Genomic DNA, 24,512 nt, shown 5'->3' with positions numbered 1-24,512 from the left:
TGGTACAATTAGGGTCAGACACCGGAGAAGGTTTGATTATTATGCAATTAAAAACACGCAACCCAAAAATTATGCTTTTAAAAGGTTTTTTTTACGACAAAGACCAGCCTAAGTACATCGCGGCTAAAGTTGGATCTATCACGGAAAACATTAACAAAAATGTAGCTTTTGCTTACCTTGGTAAAGCCAAATCCTACGACGAGGAAATTTTCAAAAAAGTGGCCGCTGAGATCATTAAAAAAGCGCCCCGAGAATACCAAATTGACGTGGAGTCTTTTACTGCTAGCAACGTCAGCGAAAGATTAATAGTCAACAATTTTGTCCACCTTTACAACTTTGACAGAGCCAAACTCTTCTCGCTTAAAACTCAAAAAACTCAAGCCAAGCCAACTCTTGAACTAGTTAACGTCAAAGAGAAAAAAGTTCACAACCACGCGGAAATTTTGTCCCAAGCAGTTAACTACACCCGCGACTTACAAATTACGCCGCCTAACGTAATGCGTTCAACCGATTTAGCTAACCGAATTAAAAAAGACTTTCAAAAACACCCCAATGTCAAAGTCACTGTGCTTGATAAAAGTCAAATCCAAAAACTCAAAATGGGTCTGCTTTTGTCGGTCAACGCTGGATCGGCTTTTGATGCTCGGGTAGTGATTCTAGAGTACAACGGCGCGCCAAGTAGCAAAAAAACTAAAACGGTTTTGGTCGGTAAAGGAATTATGTTTGACTCGGGAGGTATGAACCTTAAGCCCTCTCTCAACATGCTTGGCATGAAATTTGACATGTCAGGATCAGCCGTAGTGGCCGGAGTTATGAAAGCCGTCGCAACGCTTAAACCCAAAACAAACGTAGCCGGATTAATGATGATCACCGACAACATGATTTCGCCCTTTGCCTCCACGGCCGACTCAGTCTTTACTTCCATGAACGGAAAGACAGTCGAAGTAAATAACACTGATGCCGAAGGTCGGCTAGTTTTAGCGGACGGAATCACTTACGCAATTGAAAAACTTAAAGCGACGCGAGTAGTTGATATCGCAACGCTCACAGGCGCGATTTTAATTTCGCTCGGAGATACTTACACCGGAGCTTGAGCTAGCAGCGACCGCGTTTGGGAAGATCTTTACTACGCCAGTCAAGACGCCCACGAACTAGTTTGACGAATGCCTTTCCACGAAAACTTCGCCAAAAACATCCGTCAATCTTTGGTGGCTGACCTAAAAAATGTGGACTACAAAGCCCCTAATAAAGGTAACTCGTGTTCAGCCGCGATGTTTTTAAAAGAGTTTGCTCAAGACAGCGAATTTTTACACCTTGATATCGCAGGAACAGCCCAAATTAACGAAGTGCCCCAAGCGCCAATGGTTCGCACGCTTTACGAAATGGTTAGCAAGTAAAATGACGATTACCACGATAGTCTTACTTATTTTTGTAGCGCTGGTGATTTGCCTGGCCTCGGGCGCAGTTGGACTGGCTCTAGCTAATGAGCGGGGTCGCAGTCGCTGGTGAGGACTAGTGATTTGTTTTTGTTTGCCGCTGATCGGACAAATTCTCTACTTATCAATGCCTAAAAGCGACAAAACGCTTGTCGAAGAAGTTTATGAGCGCCAGATCATTGACCGCGATCAGTACGAAAAAACTCGCGAATTTCTTCGCGAGCGTGAGAAAAAAGAGTCTTCCTAAACGCTACTCAAAATCGTCAGAGGAAACATTCATTTTACGGTATCCACAAATTGATAACTGTTGGTGCCCCTCTAGTTCTCCGTTGACAGTGATACTAATTTTAAGCAAGATGCATCCCTTCGGATCGTCATAGCCTAAAACGGTTCACTCGATGTGCCAGTTTTCGTTAATTTCTATGTGATTAAGACCAAGTTGATCGGACGTGGTTTTTCCTCTGCCGCTGACTTCCGATGGGATGCTCTTGGTCTTGCTGGTCTTCTTGGTTTTTAACTCCTCAATAAAGGCGATCACGAAGGGATTTTCAATTTGAATTTTGCGGTCATAGTCATAAATTTCAATTCTCTTCTCGCGGTGAATTCACTTTTTATGAAGTCGTAGACGGATCCAAATTTTGCCTTTTTTGTTGCTAATTTGGGTAATTTGGAACTCGGGTTTAATGGTTGGGTGTTCAATGGTCACTTCAATGCCAAGCATTTCCTGAGTAACAATTAAACCTTTTTGACCAATTGAACTTGGTAAAGTACTTTTGTAATTGGTCGCAATCTTGTCGGGAATTTTGTTGAGTAACTCTTGCATGTCTTGGGCGTCTTCGCGGAGTTTGGCGTAATCAACAAAATCCTCTTCCCAACCACTTGTACCACCGCAAGACAAAACTGTGCTACTTACAAAAGGCACCAACATCAGCAAACCGAAAAGTTTGTTGCGCATATCTCACCGTCTTTTCTTTAATAAGCATTCAAAATCTAGACAACTCTGTAATTAAATTATACAACTGAGCAGTTGATAAATAGCGCAGTGATCAATTTAGACTAATTCAATGTAAGCCATTTTGGCATTATCGCCAACCCGGCTGGGCGCCTTAATGATTCGGCTGTAACCGCCATTGCGAGTTTGGTACTTAGGACCAATTTTTTCAAAAAGGTATTTCCCGATCGGTTGACCTTGTACTTCGATCGGTCTTAGGAAAGCTTCGGCACGACGTCTTGAAGCAAGCGTGTTTGTTTTAGCTTGGGTAATTAGTTTGTCAACGTAACGTCTTAATGTTTTGGCTCGTGATTCGGTTGTCAAAATGCGGCCGTGAGCAATCAACTGACTAGCCAAGTTGCGCATGACTCCTTTTTCTCACGTAGTATCGCGGCGAAAGACTTGGGTTGGGTTAGCCATCTTACTCTCCGTCCTCCAAGTTAATGCCAAATTCCTCTAACTTAGCAATGATCTCTTGCTCAGACTTTTTGCCTAAGTTACGAATGTCGCTTAATTCCTTAGCCGTTAAACTAGCCAAGTCTTCCAAAGTGTTATAGCCAGCGCGTTTGAGCGAATTAAAGGAACGAACCGATAACTCAAGTTGACTAATTGGAATCGTTTTGTTCACCGGTTTTTTCTGAATTTCCTCGTGGGACATGAAAACGGTTTCGCGTTCCAGGTTTGAAACTTGCGCCATCACTTCTAGGTGTGACATCAAAATGTTAGCCGCTTGAGCAAGTGCTTCTTTGGCCTCAACTGAACCGTCAGTTTTAACGTTTAAAACTAGTCTCTCCTGGACAATCGCAAAGGAGGTGTTAAGTTCAGTCACTTCAAAAGACACTCTCTCAACCGGAGAAAAATCAGAGTCAATCGCAATTAGTGAACCGAGTTGAATTTTGGACTCAATTTTGTTAGAGAGCATTTTAATAACTTGCTTGTTTTCCTCAAAAGAAACGTAACCGCGACCGGTGGTAATAAACATTTCTAATTTCAATGCTCCCGCTTTGGTGACTTTGGCAATCGGTAAATTGGGGTTAACTACGTCTAATCCCGAAGGTGTTTGTAAATCACCAGCGGTAATTTGACCTTTGTCGCTCTTAAGCGTCACCCGAACAACATCGCCTTCGCTAATCAACTCGCGGTTGTAAACAAAGCGGGCTTTTTTTAAGTTCAAAATCAATTTGACTACGTCTTCTTCCACGCCAGGCAAAGTTTCAAACTCGTGTTGAACATTTTGAATTTTGACCGCAAAGGGCGCTACGCCCGTGATGGAGGAGAGCAAGACTCTGCGAACAGCGTTACCAATCGTATTGGCAAAACCGCGCTCAAGCGGTTCAATTGTAAAAGCTGTCTCATAATTATTGACTTTCCGTTTGGCTACTTCGTTGTAATTTAAAATGGCGAATTTTTTCATCTCAACCTACTTTCTCGCACTGAGTCTTTTGATAACTCGTTTAGGCGGTCTAGTTCCGTTGTGGGGAATCGGAGTGACGTCTTTGACGCTCATCACCTTAATACCAGAAACTTCGATTTGTTTCCGAGCCGCATCTTTACCAGGTCCGGTGCCTTTAATCTTAACTATCACTTCTTTAAGACCAAACTCTTTGGCTTTTTCGCTCGCCGAATTAGCCGCTAAAGAAGCGGCGTAAGGGGTAGACTTTTTAGTGCCTTTGTAACCAATTGCCCCCGACGATGACCAAGCAAAGATAGCGCCCTTGGGATCGCTAAAACTAATGATCGTGTTGTTGTGCGTCGCGTGAATGTGGGCGATGCCAGTAACAATCGTGGCGCGTTTTTTCTTAGTTTTTTTAGTTTTGCTTGCAGTTTTAGTTGCCATTAACTAGCCCTTCTTACCGGCCACAGTTTTACGTGGTCCTTTGCGAGTTCGCGCGTTCTTCTGAGTCACTTGACCACGAACTGGCAGTCCTTTCCGGTGGCGGATACCGCGGTAATTTTTAATGTCTTTGAGTCTTTTAACGTTAGCGCCTACTTCACGGCGTAGTTCACCCTCAATCAAATAGCTTTTGATTTCCTGGCGAATTGATTGGAGCTGGTCTTCGCTTAAATCTTTGACGCGAATATCTTCGCTAATTTGAGTTTTACTTAAAATTTGCTTTGAAAGCGACTTGCCGATCCCGTAAATATAGGTCAGCGAAATGACAACTCTCTTATCGTTTGGTATTTCAACGTTAGCAATTCTAGCCATAAGTGTACTTCTTGACTCCTTTACCCTTGGCGCTGTTTGTGTTTAGGGTTAACGCAAATAATCCGCACTGACTTATGGCGGTTAATAACGCGGCAGTTTTGACAAATTGGTTTAACTGACGTACGAACTTTCACGAAACAACTCCTATCTTCAAGCGTGTTTCAAGCGCGGAAAAATGCCTAAATAACTGTTTTATTCTATCATAAAAACTAGTCATTAATCATAAAAAACTAGATTTTTTTCTAATGTCGGTAAGTAATCCGACCACGGGTTAAATCGTAGGGCGATAGTTCAATTTCAACTTTATCTCCCGGTAAAATCCGAATGTGGTGAACGCGCATTTTTCCGGAAATTGTCCCGTGAACCGTTATTCCGTTTTCAAGCTCCACTTCGTACTCACTCATTGAATGAGCCGCTTTGACCACGCCCTTAACACGAATTGCGTCTTTAGCCATCTCCATCACCCCCTTCTTGTGTCAAAATAACCGCTCGGCCATTCTCAATTAAAATAGTCTCTTCGTAATGAGCCGTTAACTTTCCGTCGCTCGCCACGACCGTCCAACCATCATCTAAAACTTTGACGTCTGAGCTAGATTGCAAAATCATCGGTTCAATGCAAATCGTCATGCCATCGCGTAGGAGCGGACCGCGTCCCGCTAGACCGTCGTTAAAAATAGAAGGATCTTCGTGAAGCTGAGTTCCGATGCCGTGACCGCTGTAATCAGTTGGCACAGTTAGCCCTTGCCCGCGCACGTAAGAGCCGATCGCGTGTTCCACGTCACCAACCCGAGCACCTGGTTTAATCGCATCTACTCCGCGTCAAAAAGCCGCCTGAGCAACGGCAATTAATTTTTGAGCCGCTGGACTACTTTGACCAACCTCAACGCTAAAAGCGCTGTCGGTGTGGTAACCTCGGTATTTCACGCCCACGTCAATTTTCAGTAGTTCTCCCCTAACTAAAGGGCGAGAAGTAGGTAAACCGTGGATCATTTGCTCGTTGACGGACGCGCAAATCGTTTTAGGGTAGCCTTGGTATCCAAGAAAACTCGGCTGACCGCCTAGTTTAGTAATCATTTGGCTGGCCAGTTTGTCCAGCTGCTCGGTGCTCACGCCCGGCTTAATTTTTTCACGTAAAACGCGTTTAACTTTGGCCAGAATTGCACCCGAACGGCGCATAAACTCAATCTCTTGAGATGACTTAATGCTAATCACGCTCAAGCCTCGCGATCAAAGACGCAAAATTCTCGTCTTCGCTCCCGCTTGTGTCAAGTTTAAGTACCGTTTTATGAGCTTCGTAATAATCAACTAAGGGCTGAGTTTGCTGGCGGTAAACTGCAATTCGCTGCCTAATTGTCTCGGGGTGGTCGTCAGCACGACCACGTTTAATTAGACGTTCAATAATTACGTCAATCGGTGCATCTAACCAAATCACGTGATCAACCTTGATTCCCTCATTTTCTAGAAAATGCGCTTGGTTAAGCGTGCGAGGATAGCCGTCTAAAATCACACCTTGACCACGGCTGTGACTAGACTTAATCGCTTGGTAAATGACTTGGTTAGTCAAGTTGTCATCTACGTAAGCACCTTTGTCTAACGTATTCTTAATTGCTTGTCCTAACTTGGAACCGCTTTTGACAGCCTCGCGAAAAATTTCACCCGAGGAAATGTGTTTTAAATTGTAGTGAGCAGCCAACTGTTTAGATAAAGTCCCTTTCCCAACCCCAGGGGGTCCAAGAAAAATAAAATTACCTATCAAAGTAGACCACCCGATTTTCCATCCTCACTGTCGATGGTTTTAAGCACTTGCTCACGAGCACGGGAAATAGTTTGGGTCGTGTCACGAGCTCGAACGTGCTCAAGCGTTTCAATCGCAACCGAAACTAAAATGATTAGCGAAGTACCACTAATTGTAAAAGGTTGGGGAATGCCAAGCATTTGTTCAATGAAAGGAACCGAGGAAATAATGGACAAATAAAAACCGGAAAAAACGCTTAGTCGCATCACGATTCCCGTTAAATACTTTTCGGTTTCTTGACCAGGACGAATGCCTGGAATGAAAGTTCCGCTCTTTTTAAAGTTCTCTGTCACCGTGTAAGGGTTAAAAGTGATTAAGCTCATCACAATTGAAAACACAAAAATAATCAAAATGAAAATGCCCAGTCCCAGCGGATCAGTTAAACGGAGATGATTTTCTATTCACTGACGAGCTGGATCTTGGTGGTGCAAAAAACCAGTGATTGTTAGCGGCAAAAGTAGGATTGTCATCGCGAAGATGACAGGCATAACACCCGCTGGATTAACTTTCATCGGTAAGTGCGACATTTGTTTGACATCGCGCGTCAAACCGCTGCCCGTTTGTTGGGTTGGGATGTGACGTTCAGCTTTGTGAAAGAAAGTAACGATGAAAATTAAACCGGCAAAAATGCTAAAGTGGACGATGAAATTCATGCCACCAACAAAAGAGCCGCCTTGACTAGTTGAAACAAAGTAGCTGTAGGCAAGTTGGATTTTAGCGGGTAAGTCGGCCGCGATACCTGAGAAGATAATCAGCGAAATTCCGTTACCGGCTCCGCGGGAAGTAATTTGCTCGCCCAAGAAAAGCGAAAACAAGGAGCCCGCCAAAAGAATCAAAGGAATCACTAGGTACTGGTACCATACGTTGTCAGCCGGCGACAAAAGCTCAACGTGCTGACTAATGCGAAACTGTTGAATAACTGTCATGGCCTGGACAATAGCAAAGCAAATGGTTAAAATCCGGGTCGTAAAAGCGATTTTGCGTTTGCCGACCGGTCCCGAGTGGGCTAGTCGGTAAATAGCCGGAAAAGCCTCCGACTGGAGCAACGTCATAATGATCGAAGCCGTAATGTAAGGTGAAATACCGAGCGCCACAATCGAAAAGTTCGAAAGTGCGCCGCCGCCAATTAAATTAAGCATACCAATCAGCGAGTTTGAATTCTCAACTAAGTCTTGGTTAACTTTGACGATCGGAATCGTAATCGTAGCCGCGATTCGGAAAATTGAAATTAACAAAATCGTGTAAAGAATTCGCTTGAGTAAAGTTTTGTTTTTAAAGTAACTGCGAAAACTAAAAAACCCGTTCGCGAAAAAACGTCCGACTTTTTGCAGCGCTAGTTTCATGCCCTAAAGCACCTCAACCTTGCCGCCAGCTTTTTCGACCGCTTGGCGAGCAGTTTTGGAGATCGCATTAACTTTTAAATTTAATTTGTGAGTCAGTTTGCCGTTGGCTAAAACTTTGACCGGTAAAGTGGTTGAAGCAATTAGACCAGCTTTTTTAAGAGCTGAACGATCAACCTCAGCCCCGACCGAAAATTTCTTGTTCAGGTTAGTGAGCGAAACAATTTGGTATTCCACGTGGTTAACATTTTTAAATCCGCGTTTAGGTAGGCGACGAAACCACGGGTTTTGACCACCCTCAAAACCTGGCCTGGTTGAACCACGCTTGTTTTGACCCGATTGACCACGGCCAGCTTGTTTACCACGCCGACCCGCGTGACCTCGGGCTACGCGAATTTTTCGTTGGCGTGCGCCTTCTTTAGGTTGGAGTGTGTGCAGTTGCATGTTTTTCACCTCCCTGTTTTTTATGTTTGAAATGGCTAACGTTAAGACCGCGCATTTCGGCGATTTGTTCGACTGTGCGAAGTTCAGAAAGAGCTTTGATCGTCGCTTTAATCGCGTTAGTTTTGGAACGCGAACCAAGACTCTTCGTGTAAATGTCTTTGTAGCCAGCTAACTCTACCACGGCGCGAACTGCGCCCGAAGCGACAATACCTTTTCCGCGCGGTGCCGGCTTAACCATCACCCTGGAAGCTAAAAACTTGGCGCTTTGAACGTGGGGGACCGTTCGTTTGTCAATGATCGGAACTTTAACTTGTCTTTTGCGAGCGTCTTTAATTGCTTTTTTAATCGCGTCGGGTACTTCGTTAGCTTTGCCATGACCCCATCCGACGCTGCCTTTTTTATCTCCGACGACTACGACGGCTGAGAAACTAAAACGCCGTCCACCTTTAACCACGGTGGTGACGCGGGAAATATCAACGACTTTTTCGCTAAATTCAAGTGAGTCGTCTTTCATGCGGGAACGAAAACGACGTTGCGGACCGCGTTGACGGTCACTGCTCGCTGATTTAGCGGCGGGCTGAGCGTGAGTTGGACGCCGGCGACCAGCGGTCGGAATCCGGAAATCTTTGGACTCGCTAGATAAAGGTGTTTTTGGCTTAAGCGGCTTAGTTTCTGACATAGTTAGAATTTTACTCCTTTATCTCGGACAGCATCGGCAAAAGCTTTGACTTTACCGTGGTAAATGTACCCTGAACGGTCAAATACCACTTTTTTAACTCCGAGCTGAACAACTTTTTCACCTAGAATTTGACCAACCTTGGTAGCGCCTTCTAAGTTTGCCCCGTGTTTGAGTTTCAGTTGGCGAGTAGATGCGTAGGCAAGCGTTTGGCGTTTATCATCGTTAATTAGTTGTCCCTCAATGTGGCGCAAAGATTTAAAAATGCTCAGACGCGGCGCTTCGGCACTGCCGTGGATTTTTTGGCGGATTTTTAAGTGTTTCCGCTTGCGATAATAGTTACGACTAGTTGTTTTCATAAACACCTCTACTTGCTGGCAGTCTTGCCTTCTTTACGACGAATTTTTTCGTCTTTGTACATGATTCCCTTACCTGAGTACGGGTTGGGACGGCGCACTTGGCGAATGATAGCCGCCATCTGCCCGACTCTTTGTTTATCAATTCCGCTCACAATTACAATGCTTGGCTTGGGAACTTCAATTTTAACATCAGGAAAAATGTCAAGCACGATCGGATGCGAGTAACCAACGCTAAGCGTTAACTTCGAACCTTGCAAGCTAGCACGGTATCCAACACCCTTAATTTCAATCTCTTTCCGAAAACCAAGGTTAACACCGTCAAGCATGCTTTTAATTAGCGAGTTAGTTGTTCCGTGCAGTTGTTTGGTTGACTTTTCTTCGTTGGCGCGGCTAGTGACGAGCAGATTTTGGTTGACGCTAACGGCAATTAGCGGCGAATGATCTAACGTTAGCGCGCCTAATTTGCCTTTGACTTCAACTGTGGTTCCGCGAATCAATACTTCGGTTTGATCGGGAATAGTTAAGATGCGGTTTCCTACTCTAGACATATTTTCCTCCTACCAAACGTAGGCGATAATTTCTCCGCCCACTTTCCATTCTCGCGCTTGACGATCGGTTACAATTCCCCGCGAGGTTGAAACGATCGCCGTTCCGTAGCCAGACAAAACGCGCGGTAATTTGTGGTAGCCAGCGTAAACGCGCAACCCTGGTTTAGAAATCCGTTTTACGCCCACGATTACCCGCTGGTCACCGCGGTATTTAAGTCCCACGACCAGTTCCTTGCTGACACCTTCGCCACGTGATTCATAGTCGGTAATAAAACCTTCGTCGCGTAAAATGGTGACGATTTGGTGTTTGATTTTGGAGTAGGGAATCGCGACGGTTTTGTGTTTGCGTTGGTTGGCATTTTTAATTCGAATTAACATGTCACCGATTGGGTCAGTTATGATTCCGTACATACTATCAGCTCGCTTTCTTCACGCCCGGCACTTTGCCTTCGTGAGCTAGGGTGCGAAATTTAATCCGGGAAACGCCAAAACGACGCATGTAACCCCGTGGCCTTCCGTCAAAAGCATCGCGATTACGGATCCGGATGTAGGAAGAGTTAGGGCTCATTTTGTTCAGTCTTAGTTGAGCGTCTTTATCGCCTTTTTTAGCTAGCGCCCGAAGTTCTGCCCGCAAGTTGTAATTGATTTCAACTTGCTTAATTCGTTGGTTATTTCGAGCAATTAATGATTTTCGTGCCATACATCCTCCTTAGGAGCGACCTTTCTTGAAAGGCAATCCGAGCAAAGTTAAAAGCGCTAGTGCTTCCTTTTGATCGGATGCGGTTGTGACGATAATTACGTCTAAACCTTTTATTTTGCGAACTTTATCGAAATCAATTTCCGGGAAAATAATTTGTTCGCTAACTCCAAAAGCGTAGTTGCCTTGCGAGTCAAACGACTGGGGGCTAAGACCACGGAAGTCGCGAATCCGCGGAATGACAATGTCAATCATTTTCTGTAAAAAGTTTCACATTTTATCGCCCCGCAAAGTTACTTTAGCCCCGACTGGCATACCTTCCCTAAGTTTTCAAGAAGCGAGTGATTTTTTAGCTAAAGTTAAGACCGGTTTTTGGCCGCTAATTAAAGTTAATTGCTCAACCACTTCATCAACGGCTTTAGAGTTAGCAATTTCGTGACCAACGCCCATGTTTAGAACCAGTTTGGATAAACGGGGAATTTGCATCGGCGAACTGTAGTTAAACTGGGCTTGCAAATCCGGTTTAACTTTTTCGTGGTACTGCTGACGAAGATTGTTCATCTAAATTTCCTTTCCGGTCCGTTTACTAATGCGCACCTTTTTTTGGTTGTGAATTTCAAACCCCACTCGAGTTGACTGACCATCTTTGCCCTTAGTAACTAGAGCGATGTTGGAAATGTCAATCGGAGCTTCAAACTCAATAATTCCGCCTTCGGCGTTAGTTTGGGAAGGTTTAGCGTGTTTCTTGACTACGTTAACTTTCTCAACTTTGGCGCGTCCTTTTTTTCAATCCAACGAAATAATTGTGCCGCGGGTCCCCTTGTGTTTGCCACTCAAAACTATTACCTGGTCATTTTTTCTTAGTTTTCTCATAACTCTCCTAAATTACCTCGGGGGCCAGCGAAATAATTTTGCCGTAGCCTCGATCGCGCAGTTCTCGTGCAATTGGACCAAAGACACGCGTTCCACGCGGAGTTTTGTCGGGTTTGATAATTACGACCGCGTTATCATCAAATTTAATGTGGGTGCCGTCTTTGCGACGTAGTCCGCACTTAGTGCGAACTAACACGCCTCTGACGACTTGCCCTTCCTTGACCATGCCGTTAGGAATCGCTTTTTTAACCGAGCAAACGACCACATCGCCAATGTTAGAAGTTTTTTTAACCGATCCGCCGATGTTGCGAATGATGCCAACTTCCTTAGCGCCGGTGTTATCGGCCACTTTAGCACGACTGAGTTCTTGAACCATTACTGATCACCTACCCTTGGCTGCAAAATTTTGACTAAGCGAAAAGTTTTAGTTTTAGAGTAGGGACGAGTTTCAGCGATTTGAACTTGGTCGCCCAGTTTGGCGCTTTCGTTTTCGTCGTGAACCGCAAACTTCTTAGTCACTTTAAAACGTTTCCCATAAATCGGATGCATTTGGTATGTGTCAACCGCCACAGCTAACGTTTTGCTGTTTTTGGTGGAGACAACCGTTCCAACTAGTTGTTTACGACGGGTGTTTCTGTTCATGCTTTACTCCTTTGCTCCCGATTTAGACTCGGCTGGTTTACTTTTACGAGCGGGCTTTTTCTTAACTGATTTTGGTTTAGCTGACTTAGTTGCGGCTGACTTGGAAGGTTTTTTGACTTTGGAAGGTTTTTTAACTTTAGTCGCTCTTTTTTTGGCGGCCTTTTTCTTGACCGGAGCGGCCTTGGTTTGTGTTTGTTCTGGCTTGTCTTGACGTTGGGCGATAATCGTGAACACGCGAGCGATGTCGCGTTTAACTAACTTAATTTTGTGCGGTTGGTCCAGTTGACCAGTGGCGTTTTTAAAGCGTAAAGTAAATAGTTCGGCTTTAAGATCGTTAATTAAACTGCGCAGTTCGGAAACTGATTTGCTTTGTAACTCTTTAACTTCCATGATCTACTCCTCTCCCGCACTAGTTGGACGCGTCAAAATTTTCCACTTAACCGGCAACTTGTGCCCGCCTAATCTGAGAGCCGCCAAAGCTATTTCGGGGTCAACTCCCAGCACCTCAAACATAACCGTGTACTTCCGCACAACTGCGACCCATTTTTCCGGGCTTCCTTTTCCTTTACCCATCCGAACACCGATTGGTTTAGCGGTTTTAGACAAATGCGGAAAAATGCGGATAATTACTTGTCCTTCCCGGCCCATCCGGCGGGTAATCGCGATTCGAGCGGCCTCGATTTGACGCGAAGTAACTCAAGCAGCGGTTTGAGCTTGCAGACCAAATTCACCAAATTCAACCTTGTTACCCTTGGTAGCGTTTTTCTTATCCGGGTAAATGTTGTGCGGCTTGCGGTACTTAGTTCTCTTGGGTTGCAACATTGCGAGCACCTCCTAACCACGGTGCGCGTTTGGAAATCCAAACTTTCACGCCGATCGTCCCGTAAGTGGTGTTGGCGTTAGCGGTGGCATAGTCAACGTCTTGGCGAAGAGTGTGAAGTTTCATTTCGCCTTCGGCGTAGCCCTCAGTTCTTGCCATGTCTACGCCGTTTAGTCGACCGGCTACTGAGGTTTTAATTCCCAGAGCGCCGTTACGCAAAGCTTGGCGAATGGCAAACTTTTGCACCGCTCTAAACGAACTTCGGTTTTCAAGTTTAGTCGCGATGTCCTCAGCCACTAAACGAGCACTTAACTCGGGTCTTTCAATTTCCTGTACGTCAAGACTAATTTTAAGCGCGCGATTTTTGAGGTACTTAACTAAGTCGGTGTGAATCTTTTTGAGGTTGTCTCCGTTTGAACCAATTACGATCGCCGGCGTAGCCGTGTGAATACGAACGATAATTTGGTTGGTTTGAGTTCGCAAAATTTCCACTTGACCAATTTTGTAAGTTCTCACTTGGCGGTCAAAAAAGCGGTGAATGCGCTGATCCTCAACTAAGTTTTTTACGTAGTCTTTTTTGTTGGCAAACCACTTGACGTTATGGGGTTTAGTGATGCCAAAGCGAAAACCATTTGGATTTACTTTTTGTCCCATCGCTTACCTCTCCTCGATTTCAATCGTTAGTCTTGATGTGCGTTTAAAAATTTTGAAAGCCCGACCGCGTCCTCGGGGTTGGAATCTTTTCAAAGTTGGCCCTTCGTCAACTAAAACTTTGCGCACAAAAAGTTTGTCGGCGTTTAGTCCGTGGTTGTTAACGGCGTTAGCCACGGCTGAGTTGAGCAGTTTAATAAAAATTGGGGCCGCTTTTTTCCGAACGTTTTGCAAAGTGGTCAACGCTTCACCGATTGACTGACGCCGGAAAGTATCGGCCACCAGACGTGCCTTGCGGGCGGAAATACGTTCAATTTTCACGTGAGCTCGAGCTACTTTAGTCATTATTTCTTACCTTTGTCTGCGCCGTGACCACTAAATGTGCGCGTCGGTGAAAACTCGCCCAACTTGTGGCCGACCATATCTTCGGTAACGTAAACATCAATGAATTTACGACCGTTGTGAACTTGGAAAGTCAGGCCAATAAAATCGGGGAAAATCGTGCTCCGACGCGACCAAGTTTTAATCGGTCGTTTCGGCGCTTTACTTTCAAGAATTGCCGCTACTTTCTTAAGTAAGTGGTGGTCAGCAAACGGACCTTTCCGGAGTGAACGTGCCATTATTTACGCCCCTTTCGTTGACGAATAATTAGTTTATCGGAAGCTTTGCGAGTTTTACGAGTTTTGACACCGAGTGCTTTTTTACCTCACGGAGTCATCGGACTTTTGCGCCCAATCGGTTGACGTCCTTCACCACCACCGTGAGGGTGATCGTTCGGGTTCATAGCTGAACCGCGCACGGTTGGGCGAATTCCGCGGTGACGGTTGCGACCCGCTTTACCTTGGTCAACCAGCGAATGCTCTTCGTTGCCGACTGTTCCGATTGTTGCCCGGCAACTTGCTAAAATTCGTCTCACTTCGCCAGAACGCAGTTTTAAAGTCACGTATTTTCCGTTTTCATCTTTACCAAGAATTTGAGCGTCTAAACCGGCTGAGCGGGCAATTTGACCTCCGCCACCCGGGTAAAGTTCCACGTTGTGAACAAAAGCTCCCTCAGGGATGCTTTTCAAAGGTAAAGCGTTACCAATTTTAATGTCAGCGTCGGGTCCCGAGACAATCGTTTGACCCACTTTTAAATCACGGGGTGTTAAGATATAACGTTTTTCACCGTCTTGGTAAACGACTAACGAAATGTTGGCTGAGCGATTGGGATCGTACTCGATCGTTTTAACTCGGGCCGGGATGTTATCTTTGTTACGTTTAAAGTCAATGAAGCGGTACTTACGCTTGACTTGACCGCCGTGGTGGCGAACGGTGATTTTCCCGCTGTTATTACGACCGCCGGTTTGTTTTTGTTTACCAAGCAAAGATTTTTCCGGGCGTGAAGCAGTCAAGTTGGCGCGGAAATCTAAACTTGTCATGTTGCGGCGGCCATTAGTCACCGCGCTGTATTTCTTAAGCGCCATCTTGACCTCCTGAGTCAGGTTTTTTTGTTTCCTTGTCAGCCTGTTCTGGTTTTTGAGCCGGTTTAGCAGGCTTTAATTCCTCGGCCTGCTTAGTCTTGGACTCAGCTGGCTCGTCTGCTTTCTGCGGCTGTTTTTTCTGGGCTATTTTAGCGGCTGCCCGCGCTTCAACGTCGCTAGCCTGTTTAGTTGGCTCGCCTGACTGGGATTTAATGTTTTCGTCAACCGCGGCAGTTGGAGCAGTTGGCTGGGCATCTTTATCCTCAGGGAAAATCGCGATAGAGCCTTCTTTGAGCGTAACAATCGCTTTTTTGTAACCTGGTTTAAAGCCGGCAAAACGACCCATTTTCTTAGGCTTACGGTCAACTTTAATGATGTTGACTTTTTTAACTTTGACGTTAAAGATAAATTCCACGGCGCGCTTGACTTCGGACTTGTTAGTGCGAGGGTCAACGGCGAAAGTGTAAATTTGCTGAGCCATTTGGCGGTAAGTTTTTTCGGTCAAAACCGGCGACTTAATTACTTCTGAGACATGCATTAGCTAGCCATCCTTTCCAAACTAGTTAAAGCATCGGGTGAAAAAATGACCGCGTCGGATCCGATGATTTGACTGACGTGAACCGAATTAGGTTTGACGATTTGGCAATCAGGTAAGTTGCGCAGCGATAAAGCCAATTTTTCGTTTTCACCCACAAAAAGTAGTTTGCGCATTTTGTCGTCTAGCGCTAAGTTGGCAAGTTGTTTTAAGAAGTTTTTGGTTGACGGCTGAGCGATTTTAAAATCGTGAACAAAGACCGCTTTTTGTTTAGCCTTAAGAGTCAAGGCCGAGAGAAAAGCGAGTTTGCGCACTTGTTTGTTGACTTTGAGTTGGTAGTTGACGTTAGGAGTCGGTCCAAAGACAACTCCGCCGCCCACTCAAATTGGCGAACGATTAGAACCAGCTCGGGCTCGTCCGGTTCCTTTTTGACGCCATGGCTTAGCTCCGCCACCGCGAACCTCAGCACGGTTTTTCACTTTGTGAGTGCCTTGTCGCTGGCTAGCCCTTTCCGAAAGCACCACGTCAAAAATCGCTTGCCGATTAACTTTCACCGCGAAAATGGCTGGTTTTAAACCGCTGGCTGGTTGAATTTTAGATCCAGAGGTAGTCGGCGTTGATTTAGTTTGTGGCTTGGGAGCGCTTTCTTTGGCTGCGGGAGTTGAGGAAGAAACTTTTGCGGTCGGTTCAGTTGGGTGTTTTTCTGGCGTTGAGACCGATTTTTTCGCCGTTTTGTGATGCGTGTCAAAAGCGTGTTTAGGAGCAACTGAAACTTCCTTTGGCGAGTGATGACTTTTCAAAGATTTATCTTTATGCGCGCTAGTTAGTGGTTGAGCCGTTTTGACCTGAGTTGGTTGGGTCTTTTTAGTCTCAACTGGCTTTGAACTAGCAGAGCTTGGTTTGCTCTGCGCTGGGTGATCTTTTTTAACTTGTTTAGAATTCATTACTCACCACCTTTAGGCTCTTTAGCTAGATCATCCGTTGGCTTGTCTGATTCAGTTTCGTCTTGACCTTCAGACTCAGTTGGCGCTTGGGAACTATCGTCCTCCTGGTCTTGACTCGGCGTTTGAACAGCCTCGGCGTCTGAAGCTAAGTTGCTGGCGGGTTTATCGCTTGGCGCGGTCTGTTCAGACTGAGCTGGATCAGTTTTTGGCTCTTGCGTTTGAGCATCGCGACGGACGGGAGTTTTTTGATCGGGTTGACTTTCGTCGTTAGTTTGATCGTCCTGAGGTTTTTCTTTTTCTTTTTCAGGACCGCTTTTTGCTTGCGGCTCGGCTGGGCTAACAATTGGCTCGGCAATCTTAGCCAATTTAGCCTGAGCTTCTTGCAACAGTTTTTCCAAAGCTGCCAGTTTAGTTTGGCTGCTTTTAACTCCTTCGTGGTCTTTCTCGCTTTGTTGTTTGGCACTAAGTTCTTTAATTTGGTCAATTTCGTTAGTCAAATTTTTAATTTCGTCGCGCAGTTTTTTCTCGGCCGGACTAACATGGGAAAGAGCCTCTTCTTGCTCACGAACTTTTTCAGCCGCGGCAATCGCTTCCCGCATTTGTTTAACGCTCATGTCGGTGTTAATCTCGGCCCCAACTTTTTTGGCTTCCTCAAGCAACTTGTTTTTCAAAATAGTTTCTTGAACGTTAACTAGTTCTACGCCTGCCCGGTTTTTAAGACCCTTAACTGCTTGGCGAACCAAAACGTAACCTTTGGTTGGGCCTGGAATTGACCCCTTAACTAAAAGAAGATCATTTTCAGGGTCGCTGCTAATTACTTCTAAGTTTTGAACTGTCACTTGCTGGTGACCCATGTGACCCGGCATGTTCATACCCTTAATAACTTTGTTGCCGCTAATGTCACCGAGCGAACCAGTTTGGCGGACGGGTTTAGAACCTCCGCCGCCTCCGTGAGACTTAGGACCAATCCGTTGGTTATGACGTTTAATTGCGCCGGCAAAACCTTTGCCTTTACTAATGCCAGTTACGTCAACAAGTTCTCCAGCCTGGAAAATGCTGGAATCTACTTGGTCGCCTAACTGGTAACCTTCCATGTCGCGAATTTCCCGAACAAACTTTTTGGGTACCGTGTTAGCTTTAGCAAAGTGACCAACTAGCGGTTTTTTATGAGTCGATTTTTTTCGATCAAAAGCGCCAAGCTGGAGAGCTTGGTAGCCGTGTTTTTCGGTTTCTAAGACCGCGCTAACCACGTTAGGTTGGACTTCAATAACGCTAACGGGGATGGCTTGTCCGTGTTGACTGAAAACTTGGCTCATTCCAACTTTTCTGCCTAATATACCTTTCATGTTTCTCCCATCGGTCCGCTTCCAAAGGCGGACTTGTTTCAACTACTACTTAAAATCAACTTGGATTTCCACGCCAGAGGGAACTTCCAGTCGTTTGAGCGTGGTCAATAATTTTTCGCTCACACTACTTAAAACGATCAAACGTTTGTGAGTACGAATTTCAAACTGTTCACGCGACTTTTTGTAAATGTGCGTCGGACGAATAACAGTAAAAATTTCTTTCCGAGTTGGCATTGGCACTGGGCCAGACACTTTGGCGTTTTCTTGCTCGGCAACGGTGGTGATTTTTCGGGCCGCTTGGTCAACTAGCGCTGCTTCGTAGGCACGAATTTTAATCTTCACTTGCGACATGTTGTCTCCTTTTGTTCTTGAACAGAACCGGCTCCGTATTAACTCTTGATCCGCCTAGGACAACTATTTTGGGCGTATCAACAACCTAATACCTCAAGGCCGTTAGTTGCTTAATTATTATATAGACTTTAAACCAAGGTTGGAAAAAAACTTTTTGCCCAGTTTTGCCCCCTATTTAACGCTGAAAAGTTGGTCAAAAAAACGCGCTCAACCAGCGCGTTAATTAACTTTGGGGAAACTGATTTAAGACTAAGAAGAAAAGATGTGCTCAAAAACTTCGTTGTAATTTTCAACCGGAATAATTTGGGCATACTGGCGAACTTTTTTGGCTAAATCTTCGGTGTCCTTTTGGTTAAAACGAGGGATGAAAATTCGTTTCACGCCCGCTTCAACCGCGCCGAGCGATTTCTCTTTTAGTCCTCCGATCGGCAGAATTTTTCCGCGCAAAGTAATCTCACCAGTTAGGGCGATGTCTTTGTCAATCGGTTTGTTGAGCAAAGCGGAAATAACGGCGGTCGCAAAAGCGATTCCGGCCGAAGGTCCATCTTTAGGCATTGCTCCCTCGGGAACGTGAACTTGAATGGTGTTTTTTTCAAAGTCAAAATTAATGCCAAACCGTTTTGAGTTAGCTCTGATGTAACCAATCGCGATGTTAAGTGACTCTTTCATGACGTCGCGAATCGAACCTGTCAACTTAATTTCGCCGTTTTTAGTTGGGTATGTGGTCACCTCAATCGGCAACAAACCGCCACCGACGGCCGAGTAATACATGCCGTTGACTAGACCAACCTCGGCGCGTCCTTTCAGTTTTTCTTTGTAAACCGTCTCTTGACCGAGAAACTCAGTTACCACTTGCTGATTGACGTGAAATTCTTCCTGAACTTTGCCCTCCAACTTTTTAACGACCACTTTCCGAGCCAACTTACTCATGATCCGCTGAAGTTCTCTGACACCAGCTTCCTGGGTGTATTTATCAATCACATACTCAATCGTGCGGTCAGAAATGTTGAACTGTTTTTTGGTGAGTCCATTTTCCATAATCGTACGGGGAATGATGTGCTGTTTAGCAATCTCCAGTTTTTCTTCTGAACTGTACTGGTTCAGACGAATGATTTCCACCCGGTCAATTAAAGGAGCCGGGATGTTTTCTAAGTAGTTAGCAGTCGCGATAAACATGACTTGGGAAAGGTCGTACTCCAGTTCTAAGTAGTGGTCTTGAAATTTGCGGTTTTGCTCAGGATCAAGCACCTCCAACATCGCCGAAGTGGGGTCGCCTTTGTAGTCGGAAGACATTTTATCGATCTCATCAAGCAAAATAACGGGGTTAGAAGTTTGGGCTTTTTTAACCGCTTGAATTATTTTGCCCGGCATCGCTCCGACGTATGTGCGGCGGTGACCGCGAATCTCGGCTTCATCGCGCAGTCCTCCGAGCGAAACTTTAATCACTTCGCGACCGATTGCTTCGCCAATCGAGCGCGCCAAGGAAGTTTTTCCAACTCCGGGAGGACCAAGCAAAGTAATAATTGGGGCGTGAGAATTTTTGGTGTTAATTTTAACCGCCAAGTACTCTAAAATCCGTTCCTTAACCTTTTTGAGACCGTAGTGGTATTTATCAAGCACATGCTTAGTTTTTTGAATGTCTTCGTTATCAACTGTGAAAGTTTTCCAAGGCAGTTTAATAATTAGTTCAATGTAACTCTTAATGACGTTAGCTTCGGCCGAAATGGGCGGAGTCGACTCGTACTTTTTAATTTCTTCCAAAGCTTTAGCCCGAACTTCTCCGGGGTATTTTTTGTCCTCAAGCGTTTTCTTCCAATCTTCAATTTCGGTGTCTTTGGAAGAAATTTCTCCGAGCTCTTCCTTAATCGCTTTCATACGTTCGCGCAGAAGAAACTCTTTCTGTTGGCCATCAAGCGTTTTCCGAACCGACTTATCAATGTCTTTGTCAATTTGGTTAATTCGCGACTCTTCTTCTAAGTGCTGCAAAATTAATTTCAGCCTTTTAGAAACTAAGGTAGCTTCCAAAATTTCTTGTTTTTTCGGCAGTGCAATTGGTAAGTAATGGGCGATCACGTCGGCTAACTCGCCAGCCGAAATGCCCGAGGCTAACGAAGAGAGAACGTGCTTAGGAATGTTAACCATGCTCCCGACTACCGCGTCAAGTTTACGGGAAATTTTAGTTACCAACGAACCTTCATCACCCGTTTTGCTTTGGCGGTCTTTGAGAACGCTAATTTCGGCTTCCACCAAAAAACCTTCGTTCAAACTAATCTCTTTGATCCGCACTCTTTTTAGACCAGTCACGGCTAAAGTTTTGGCGTTAGTTTGGTGTTCGCGTTCAACTTTGATCGACACCAAAGTCCCCACGCTAAAAAGGTCGGCTTTGCCGCCAACTTCGTTTTTGAGAATGTCGCGTTGGGACACCAAAACTAACTGGTTGTTAAACTTGGAAATAGCGATGTCAATCGCGTTGAGCGAAGACTTGCGACCAACATCTAACGAACTCGTGTAACCGGGAAAAACGATTACTCCGCGAGTTGTTATAACAGGATATTTCAATGGGCACCTCTTTTAACTTTAATTTTAACTGCTTAGGCGTCTTTTGAATTAATTATACCAAAATTAGCAGACTAGTGTCCAGAGTGCTAAACGATTTTATCCAGCGTAATAACCGCGCAAAATTTTAGCCAGCGGAAAGTAAAGCGTAAAAACTAGCCCAAACTTACAAAAATTGCCAACTCAGTAAGCAACCAAAGTTCCCGCCCAGTAGTTAGGGATGCCAAAGTAAAAGGGGCTAATCTGATCAAAAACGCTAATGGCCGCCGCGAGCGTGGGCGAAGAAGTGATGCCGTAGTAAAAAAGGTAAATGGGTAAAAACAAAGTCGCGTTCAAATAGCTGGCTAGAAAACAAATGCTGACCAAAGTCGCCAAAATGATGAAAAGCATTTTTAAGTTGTGGTTAACCACATTTCTAAAAACAAACGAGTAAAGGTACATCAGCAGCACGAGCAATGTCTCCACAAACAGCAAAATTGCGTGACCAATTAAAGTCGCAAGCGTGAAAGAATCGATCAGCGTTCCCAAGATGCCTCTTAATACGAGCAAAAGCAAACCAAAATACCAACCGGCAAAGTAAAAGACCGGCAAGATGAAAACGAGCGAAAAATTAATTTTCATGTAGGCAAAAATCGGCATGAAACGTTCGCAAAACTGAGCCAGTAAAACTAGACCGAGCATAATGCCGCTCAAAGCAATCTTCTGGACCAAAGTTCGGTTTCGAGTTTGGCGGAAGCCAAAAAATGCTCGCAACGTTCACCCTCTTTCCATTACATTCTACGAGAAAAATCGTGGTTAGGTCAGCCGGTGTGTCCAGTAAAATGATTTTGTAGCTATTTTGCAAGGAGTGCCATGCCTTTAAAACGTACCAAGTTCTTATTTGTCACGGGAGGAGTTGTATCTGGTTTAGGAAAGGGTGTCTCAGCCGCGGCGCTGGGACGTTTGCTTAAAGCCCGCAATTACCGAGTTTTTGTGCAAAAATTTGACCCCTACTACAATGTCGACCCCGGCACGATGAGTCCTTACCAACACGGTGAGGTTTTTGTAACTGTTGACGGTGGTGAAACCGATTTAGACCTTGGCCATTACGAGCGGTTTATCGGCGAAACTTTTACCAAAGATTCTAACTACACACAGGGCAAGCTAATGCAAGAGTTGCTTGAAGAAGAAAGGCTCGGAGTTTACCACGGCAAAACAATCCAGGCGATTCCCCACGTGACCGATAAAATCATCCACAAAATTGAACAAGTTGCGCTTAACTCTAAAGCCGACTTTATCATTACCGAGGTGGGCGGAACGGTCGGAGACATCGAATCGCAACCTTTTTTACAAGCGCTGTGGGAGTTTTCCCATCGCTACCAGGGGCAAACTTTTTTAATTCACTGCTCGTTTATTCCTTATTTAAAAGCCTCGGAAGAATTTAAAACTAAGCCGACTCAACACTCGGTGCGCGAACTTCACGCTAGCGGTTTGTCGCCTAACATGATTCTTTTGCGAGCTAACTCGGCTATTCCAGCTTCAATCGCCGAAAAAACAGCCGCACTAACTTTTGTTAAGCGCGACCATTGCGTGCCCGTGCCTGATGTGGATAACATTTATAAACTGCCACTTTACTTTGAAAAACTTAACTTAGCCAAATTTATTTTGCAACACTTTGGCCTACCTTGTCCACGACCCGATTTAGCGGACTGAAAAAAATACGTCAAACTAATTAACGCACCAAAACACAAGAAAGTTCGCATCGCAATGGTTGGTAAGTACGTCGAACTAGAAGACGCTTATAAATCAATCGTCGAAGCGATTAACATTTCGGCTAACTATGCCCACTGCGAAGTGGAGCTTGTTTGACTAGCCTCAAGCTCGCTGCTTGACGAAAAAACGATCGCCCAGCGTTTAGAAGGTGTTAGCGGTGTGATTATTTTGCCCGGCTTTGGTAAACGCGGTTTTATTGGCAAAGTTGCCGTCGCCCGCTTTACGCGACTACGCAAGTTGCCAACGCTCGGCATTTGCTACGGTTTCCAAGCGATGGTGATTGTTCAGGCTCAAGAACTCCAAATTCCCAATCCGACCAGCCGAGAAATTTCGCGCCAAGGAACTTTTGTGATTGATTTAATTCAAGATAAAAAACACCACCGACTGGGCGGGACCTTAAGACTGGGTCGTTCAAAAACCAAACTAGTCCGTGGATCGCGCGTGAGCCAAATTTATGGTTCAACTCACGCTTACGAACGCCACCGGCACCGCTACGAAGCTAGTCCGCAGTACGTTGAGCAACTCAATCAAGGTGATTTTCTCTTCTCAGGTTTTGATGAACAAACCGGTCTAGCCGAAGTGTGCGAAGTCAAAAGTCACCCTTTTTACATAGGCGTCCAAGCTCACCCCGAGTTTGAAGCTAATCCGCTGCATCCCCATCCGCTCTTCCAAGAATTTTTGCGCGTAATTAGTAAGAGCAAACCTTAGCGGTGACTAATGGTAATGTTGCGTAGTCAACGCCGGCGGAAAAAGAAAGGTAGCGAAACACTAAAAACACCTAGCGAATGGAGTAGTTGGGTTAATAGGTAAAGTCGCTCAAACGAAATATTAGTGAAATGGGCTAATAGGCTAGCGAAGGGAAAAACAACGGCAATCACGTAGTAACTGTTTAAAAAAGTTGAAGCAAATGAAAATCCGCCCGCCTCTAGCAGCGAAAAAATGTAGACTCCGCAAATAATAAAAACGATCAAAAATGCTTCCACGATAATCATCGTCTGGGCAGCGCTAATTTCATTGGCCGAACTCAGGCCAACCGCCCTAGGCAAGAAAAAAGCGAGCGGTAAAGTGGTTAGGCCCAAGATTAGTCCAAAAACAAAAACGATTAGCAACATTTTCCGCGATTCGTCGTAAGCTTGGTCAAATTGATTGTTCGCCATTCGCCGTCCGATTAAAACTTTTGAGGCGGTGCTAAAACCAGGGAAAGTTGCCCACAAAAGTCCGTTAATGGCATAACCGATCCCGACCGCTTCGCTAATATCCGGGTAATTGTTAGTTCAAACCGCTGTTTTAGCCACTAGTCCGAGTGCAAGCGCGACTTGACTAGTAATAATGAGGCCGCGCCTGGCCATTGATTTAACTAACTGAAAATCAAATCTTCACCAATTTCAACCAAACCAAACAAACTTCCGGTTTTTCCAAACAAAAATAAAGACGAGCATTAGTTCTAAAAAACGAGCCAAAATAGTTGAAAGGGCAGCGCCTGAAAGGTCAAGTTTCATCCAATAAAGAAAAACCACGTTAAAGAAAATGTTGACCGTGAGCGGCACGAGCGAAGAATAAAGTTGGTAGCGCGGTTTGCCAATCGTGTTAAGCGCGCCAATGAAACTCATCGTAACCGCGTACATGACATGGCCAATCGTCAAAAGCCGGAGATAACGGGCAGCCACGCGTAAAGTGTAGGGGTGGTCAATGAATAAACCGAGCAGTCTTTCGGCAAAAATGTTGAGAAAAACCACCGTTATAAGAGCGGCCCAAAAATTGGTAAGCGTTTTAATTTTGTTAGCCGCTTTAAACTTACGAAACATCTTAGCTCCGAAAAACTGGGCGCCAAAAATGTCACCAACTAGACCAATTCCCAAGTTGATACTCATCGCCACATGAAAAATTTCCGTCGTAATTAAAACGGTCGTGAGCGGCTGTTCAACGTCCTCAATCCAACCGACCATAAACTGATCGACAAACGAGACCGAAGTGACTAACATTTGACCAAGAGCGATCGGAATAATTAGGCGTAAAACATGGTGGGCAAATCTCCGTTTCGGTAGCCACGAACTTAACTTCATTAATAACTTGATTATACAAGTTTGC

Annotated in this window: 34 protein-coding genes and 2 pseudogenes; 3 read left to right on the top strand and 33 right to left on the bottom strand. The window is 45.0% G+C overall.

Features of this window, described 5'->3' with window-relative positions; translation table 4 throughout:
• Nucleotides 1-41 precede the first annotated feature (41 nt).
• Nucleotides 42-1,397, top strand: coding sequence for a leucyl aminopeptidase family protein (locus CSE00_RS02600; RefSeq protein ID WP_127943028.1), 1,356 nt, complete (start codon nt 42-44; stop codon nt 1,395-1,397).
• 1 nt (nt 1,398) lies between these two features.
• Complete coding sequence (locus CSE00_RS02595; protein WP_127943027.1) at nt 1,399-1,683, top strand: hypothetical protein; 285 nt, start codon at nt 1,399-1,401, stop codon at nt 1,681-1,683.
• A gap of 3 nt (nt 1,684-1,686) precedes the next feature.
• On the opposite strand, the gene CSE00_RS02590 is transcribed toward CSE00_RS02595, so the two are convergent.
• The 32 genes and pseudogenes from CSE00_RS02590 to CSE00_RS02435 all read right to left on the bottom strand — a co-directional run bounded on the left by CSE00_RS02590 (nt 1,687) and on the right by CSE00_RS02435 (nt 21,443).
• Complete coding sequence (locus tag CSE00_RS02590) at nt 1,687-2,391, bottom strand: lipoprotein 17-related variable surface protein (protein ID WP_127943026.1); 705 nt, start codon at nt 2,389-2,391, stop codon at nt 1,687-1,689.
• 96 nt (nt 2,392-2,487) lie between these two features.
• The gene (rplQ, locus tag CSE00_RS02585; RefSeq protein WP_127943025.1) at nt 2,488-2,847 is read right to left on the bottom strand and encodes a 50S ribosomal protein L17; all 360 of its coding nucleotides are present in this window, start codon (nt 2,845-2,847) and stop codon (nt 2,488-2,490) included.
• A gap of 1 nt (nt 2,848) precedes the next feature.
• Nucleotides 2,849-3,841: a DNA-directed RNA polymerase subunit alpha gene (locus tag CSE00_RS02580; protein WP_127943024.1), complete on the bottom strand. Its 993-nt coding sequence runs from the start codon at nt 3,839-3,841 to the stop codon at nt 2,849-2,851.
• A gap of 6 nt (nt 3,842-3,847) precedes the next feature.
• Nucleotides 3,848-4,264, bottom strand: coding sequence for a 30S ribosomal protein S11 (gene rpsK / locus CSE00_RS02575; RefSeq protein ID WP_127943023.1), 417 nt, complete (start codon nt 4,262-4,264; stop codon nt 3,848-3,850).
• Nucleotides 4,265-4,267: 3 nt separating this feature from the next.
• Entirely contained in the window at nt 4,268-4,633 is a 366-nt protein-coding gene (rpsM, locus tag CSE00_RS02570) for a 30S ribosomal protein S13 (RefSeq protein WP_127943022.1), read from the bottom strand.
• Nucleotides 4,634-4,653: 20 nt separating this feature from the next.
• A complete protein-coding gene (gene rpmJ / locus CSE00_RS02565) occupies nt 4,654-4,767 on the bottom strand; it encodes a 50S ribosomal protein L36 (protein WP_127943021.1) in 114 nt (37 codons plus the stop codon).
• Nucleotides 4,768-4,875: 108 nt separating this feature from the next.
• Nucleotides 4,876-5,088 carry a translation initiation factor IF-1 gene (gene infA, locus CSE00_RS02560; protein ID WP_127943020.1) on the bottom strand — a complete coding sequence of 71 codons (213 nt, stop codon included), beginning with the start codon at nt 5,086-5,088 and terminating at the stop codon, nt 4,876-4,878.
• Entirely contained in the window at nt 5,081-5,845 is a 765-nt protein-coding gene (gene map, locus CSE00_RS02555) for a type I methionyl aminopeptidase (protein WP_201736502.1), read from the bottom strand. The genes infA and map overlap by 8 nt, the downstream gene beginning before the upstream one ends.
• The gene (locus tag CSE00_RS02550) at nt 5,838-6,389 is read right to left on the bottom strand and encodes a nucleoside monophosphate kinase (protein WP_161565547.1); all 552 of its coding nucleotides are present in this window, start codon (nt 6,387-6,389) and stop codon (nt 5,838-5,840) included. The genes map and CSE00_RS02550 overlap by 8 nt, the downstream gene beginning before the upstream one ends.
• On the bottom strand, nt 6,383-7,771 hold the full coding sequence (gene secY / locus CSE00_RS02545) for a preprotein translocase subunit SecY (protein WP_127943018.1): 1,389 nt from the start codon (nt 7,769-7,771) through the stop codon (nt 6,383-6,385). Before secY ends, CSE00_RS02550 begins: the two co-directional genes overlap by 7 nt.
• Nucleotides 7,772-7,774: 3 nt before the next feature.
• Nucleotides 7,775-8,212, bottom strand: a complete 438-nt coding sequence (gene rplO / locus CSE00_RS02540) for a 50S ribosomal protein L15 (RefSeq protein WP_127943017.1) — start codon at nt 8,210-8,212, stop codon at nt 7,775-7,777.
• Nucleotides 8,187-8,708, bottom strand: a pseudogene (gene rpsE, locus CSE00_RS02535) (30S ribosomal protein S5); the annotation flags it as partial. The gene rplO and the pseudogene rpsE, both read right to left, overlap by 26 nt.
• Before the next feature lie 185 nt (nt 8,709-8,893).
• Nucleotides 8,894-9,247, bottom strand: a complete 354-nt coding sequence (rplR, locus tag CSE00_RS02530) for a 50S ribosomal protein L18 (protein ID WP_127943015.1) — start codon at nt 9,245-9,247, stop codon at nt 8,894-8,896.
• An 8-nt stretch (nt 9,248-9,255) separates the two neighbouring features.
• Nucleotides 9,256-9,795 carry a 50S ribosomal protein L6 gene (gene rplF, locus CSE00_RS02525; protein WP_127943014.1) on the bottom strand — a complete coding sequence of 180 codons (540 nt, stop codon included), beginning with the start codon at nt 9,793-9,795 and terminating at the stop codon, nt 9,256-9,258.
• 9 nt (nt 9,796-9,804) lie between these two features.
• Entirely contained in the window at nt 9,805-10,206 is a 402-nt protein-coding gene (rpsH, locus tag CSE00_RS02520) for a 30S ribosomal protein S8 (RefSeq protein WP_127943013.1), read from the bottom strand.
• 1 nt (nt 10,207) lies between these two features.
• Nucleotides 10,208-10,495 (bottom strand): 30S ribosomal protein S14, encoded by a 288-nt coding sequence (gene rpsN / locus CSE00_RS02515; protein ID WP_127943012.1) that lies wholly within the window; start codon nt 10,493-10,495, stop codon nt 10,208-10,210.
• A 9-nt stretch (nt 10,496-10,504) separates the two neighbouring features.
• Nucleotides 10,505-11,053: a 50S ribosomal protein L5 gene (rplE, locus tag CSE00_RS02510; protein WP_127943011.1), complete on the bottom strand. Its 549-nt coding sequence runs from the start codon at nt 11,051-11,053 to the stop codon at nt 10,505-10,507.
• Nucleotides 11,054-11,365, bottom strand: coding sequence for a 50S ribosomal protein L24 (rplX, locus tag CSE00_RS02505; RefSeq protein ID WP_127943010.1), 312 nt, complete (start codon nt 11,363-11,365; stop codon nt 11,054-11,056).
• Nucleotides 11,366-11,372: 7 nt separating this feature from the next.
• On the bottom strand, nt 11,373-11,741 hold the full coding sequence (gene rplN, locus CSE00_RS02500) for a 50S ribosomal protein L14 (RefSeq protein WP_127943009.1): 369 nt from the start codon (nt 11,739-11,741) through the stop codon (nt 11,373-11,375).
• Nucleotides 11,741-12,007, bottom strand: a complete 267-nt coding sequence (gene rpsQ, locus CSE00_RS02495) for a 30S ribosomal protein S17 (protein ID WP_127943008.1) — start codon at nt 12,005-12,007, stop codon at nt 11,741-11,743. The genes rplN and rpsQ overlap by 1 nt, the downstream gene beginning before the upstream one ends.
• A 3-nt stretch (nt 12,008-12,010) precedes the next feature.
• Complete coding sequence (rpmC, locus tag CSE00_RS02490) at nt 12,011-12,397, bottom strand: 50S ribosomal protein L29 (protein ID WP_127943007.1); 387 nt, start codon at nt 12,395-12,397, stop codon at nt 12,011-12,013.
• 3 nt (nt 12,398-12,400) lie between these two features.
• Nucleotides 12,401-12,829, bottom strand: coding sequence for a 50S ribosomal protein L16 (gene rplP, locus CSE00_RS02485; RefSeq protein ID WP_127943006.1), 429 nt, complete (start codon nt 12,827-12,829; stop codon nt 12,401-12,403).
• A complete protein-coding gene (gene rpsC / locus CSE00_RS02480) occupies nt 12,807-13,481 on the bottom strand; it encodes a 30S ribosomal protein S3 (protein WP_127943005.1) in 675 nt (224 codons plus the stop codon). The genes rplP and rpsC overlap by 23 nt, the downstream gene beginning before the upstream one ends.
• 3 nt (nt 13,482-13,484) lie before the next feature.
• A complete protein-coding gene (gene rplV, locus CSE00_RS02475; protein ID WP_127943004.1) occupies nt 13,485-13,826 on the bottom strand; it encodes a 50S ribosomal protein L22 in 342 nt (113 codons plus the stop codon).
• Nucleotides 13,823-14,098: a 30S ribosomal protein S19 gene (rpsS, locus tag CSE00_RS02470; RefSeq protein ID WP_127943003.1), complete on the bottom strand. Its 276-nt coding sequence runs from the start codon at nt 14,096-14,098 to the stop codon at nt 13,823-13,825. The genes rplV and rpsS overlap by 4 nt, the downstream gene beginning before the upstream one ends.
• Nucleotides 14,098-14,943, bottom strand: a complete 846-nt coding sequence (rplB, locus tag CSE00_RS02465) for a 50S ribosomal protein L2 (protein WP_127943002.1) — start codon at nt 14,941-14,943, stop codon at nt 14,098-14,100. The genes rpsS and rplB overlap by 1 nt, the downstream gene beginning before the upstream one ends.
• Complete coding sequence (rplW, locus tag CSE00_RS02460; RefSeq protein ID WP_127943001.1) at nt 14,933-15,478, bottom strand: 50S ribosomal protein L23; 546 nt, start codon at nt 15,476-15,478, stop codon at nt 14,933-14,935. The genes rplB and rplW overlap by 11 nt, the downstream gene beginning before the upstream one ends.
• Complete coding sequence (rplD, locus tag CSE00_RS03055) at nt 15,478-16,419, bottom strand: 50S ribosomal protein L4 (protein ID WP_127943000.1); 942 nt, start codon at nt 16,417-16,419, stop codon at nt 15,478-15,480. The genes rplW and rplD overlap by 1 nt, the downstream gene beginning before the upstream one ends.
• Nucleotides 16,420-17,042: 623 nt before the next feature.
• Nucleotides 17,043-17,765, bottom strand: a pseudogene (gene rplC, locus CSE00_RS03040) (50S ribosomal protein L3); the annotation flags it as partial.
• 45 nt (nt 17,766-17,810) lie between these two features.
• On the bottom strand, nt 17,811-18,116 hold the full coding sequence (gene rpsJ, locus CSE00_RS02445) for a 30S ribosomal protein S10 (protein ID WP_127942998.1): 306 nt from the start codon (nt 18,114-18,116) through the stop codon (nt 17,811-17,813).
• A 249-nt stretch (nt 18,117-18,365) separates the two neighbouring features.
• Entirely contained in the window at nt 18,366-20,675 is a 2,310-nt protein-coding gene (lon, locus tag CSE00_RS02440) for an endopeptidase La (protein ID WP_127942997.1), read from the bottom strand.
• 96 nt (nt 20,676-20,771) lie between these two features.
• Nucleotides 20,772-21,443: an MPN527 family putative ECF transporter permease subunit gene (locus tag CSE00_RS02435; RefSeq protein ID WP_127942996.1), complete on the bottom strand. Its 672-nt coding sequence runs from the start codon at nt 21,441-21,443 to the stop codon at nt 20,772-20,774.
• An 81-nt stretch (nt 21,444-21,524) separates the two neighbouring features.
• Here CSE00_RS02435 and CSE00_RS02430 point away from each other — a divergent pair, with 81 nt between their 5' ends.
• Nucleotides 21,525-23,132 (top strand): CTP synthase, encoded by a 1,608-nt coding sequence (locus tag CSE00_RS02430; RefSeq protein WP_127942995.1) that lies wholly within the window; start codon nt 21,525-21,527, stop codon nt 23,130-23,132.
• Here the strand turns inward: CSE00_RS02430 and CSE00_RS02425 are convergent.
• Nucleotides 23,129-24,487, bottom strand: a complete 1,359-nt coding sequence (locus tag CSE00_RS02425; RefSeq protein ID WP_127942994.1) for an MATE family efflux transporter — start codon at nt 24,485-24,487, stop codon at nt 23,129-23,131. The two genes, CSE00_RS02430 and CSE00_RS02425, sit on opposite strands and share 4 nt — an antisense overlap.
• Nucleotides 24,488-24,512: the final 25 nt, after the last annotated feature.

The organism is Mycoplasma sp. ATU-Cv-703, assembly GCA_004011965.1.
Classification (GTDB): domain Bacteria; phylum Bacillota_I; class Bacilli_A; order Mycoplasmatales; family Metamycoplasmataceae; genus RYZV01.
The sequence above is the reverse complement of the archived record's forward strand: the minus strand, read 5'-3'. Positions and strand labels throughout refer to the sequence as shown.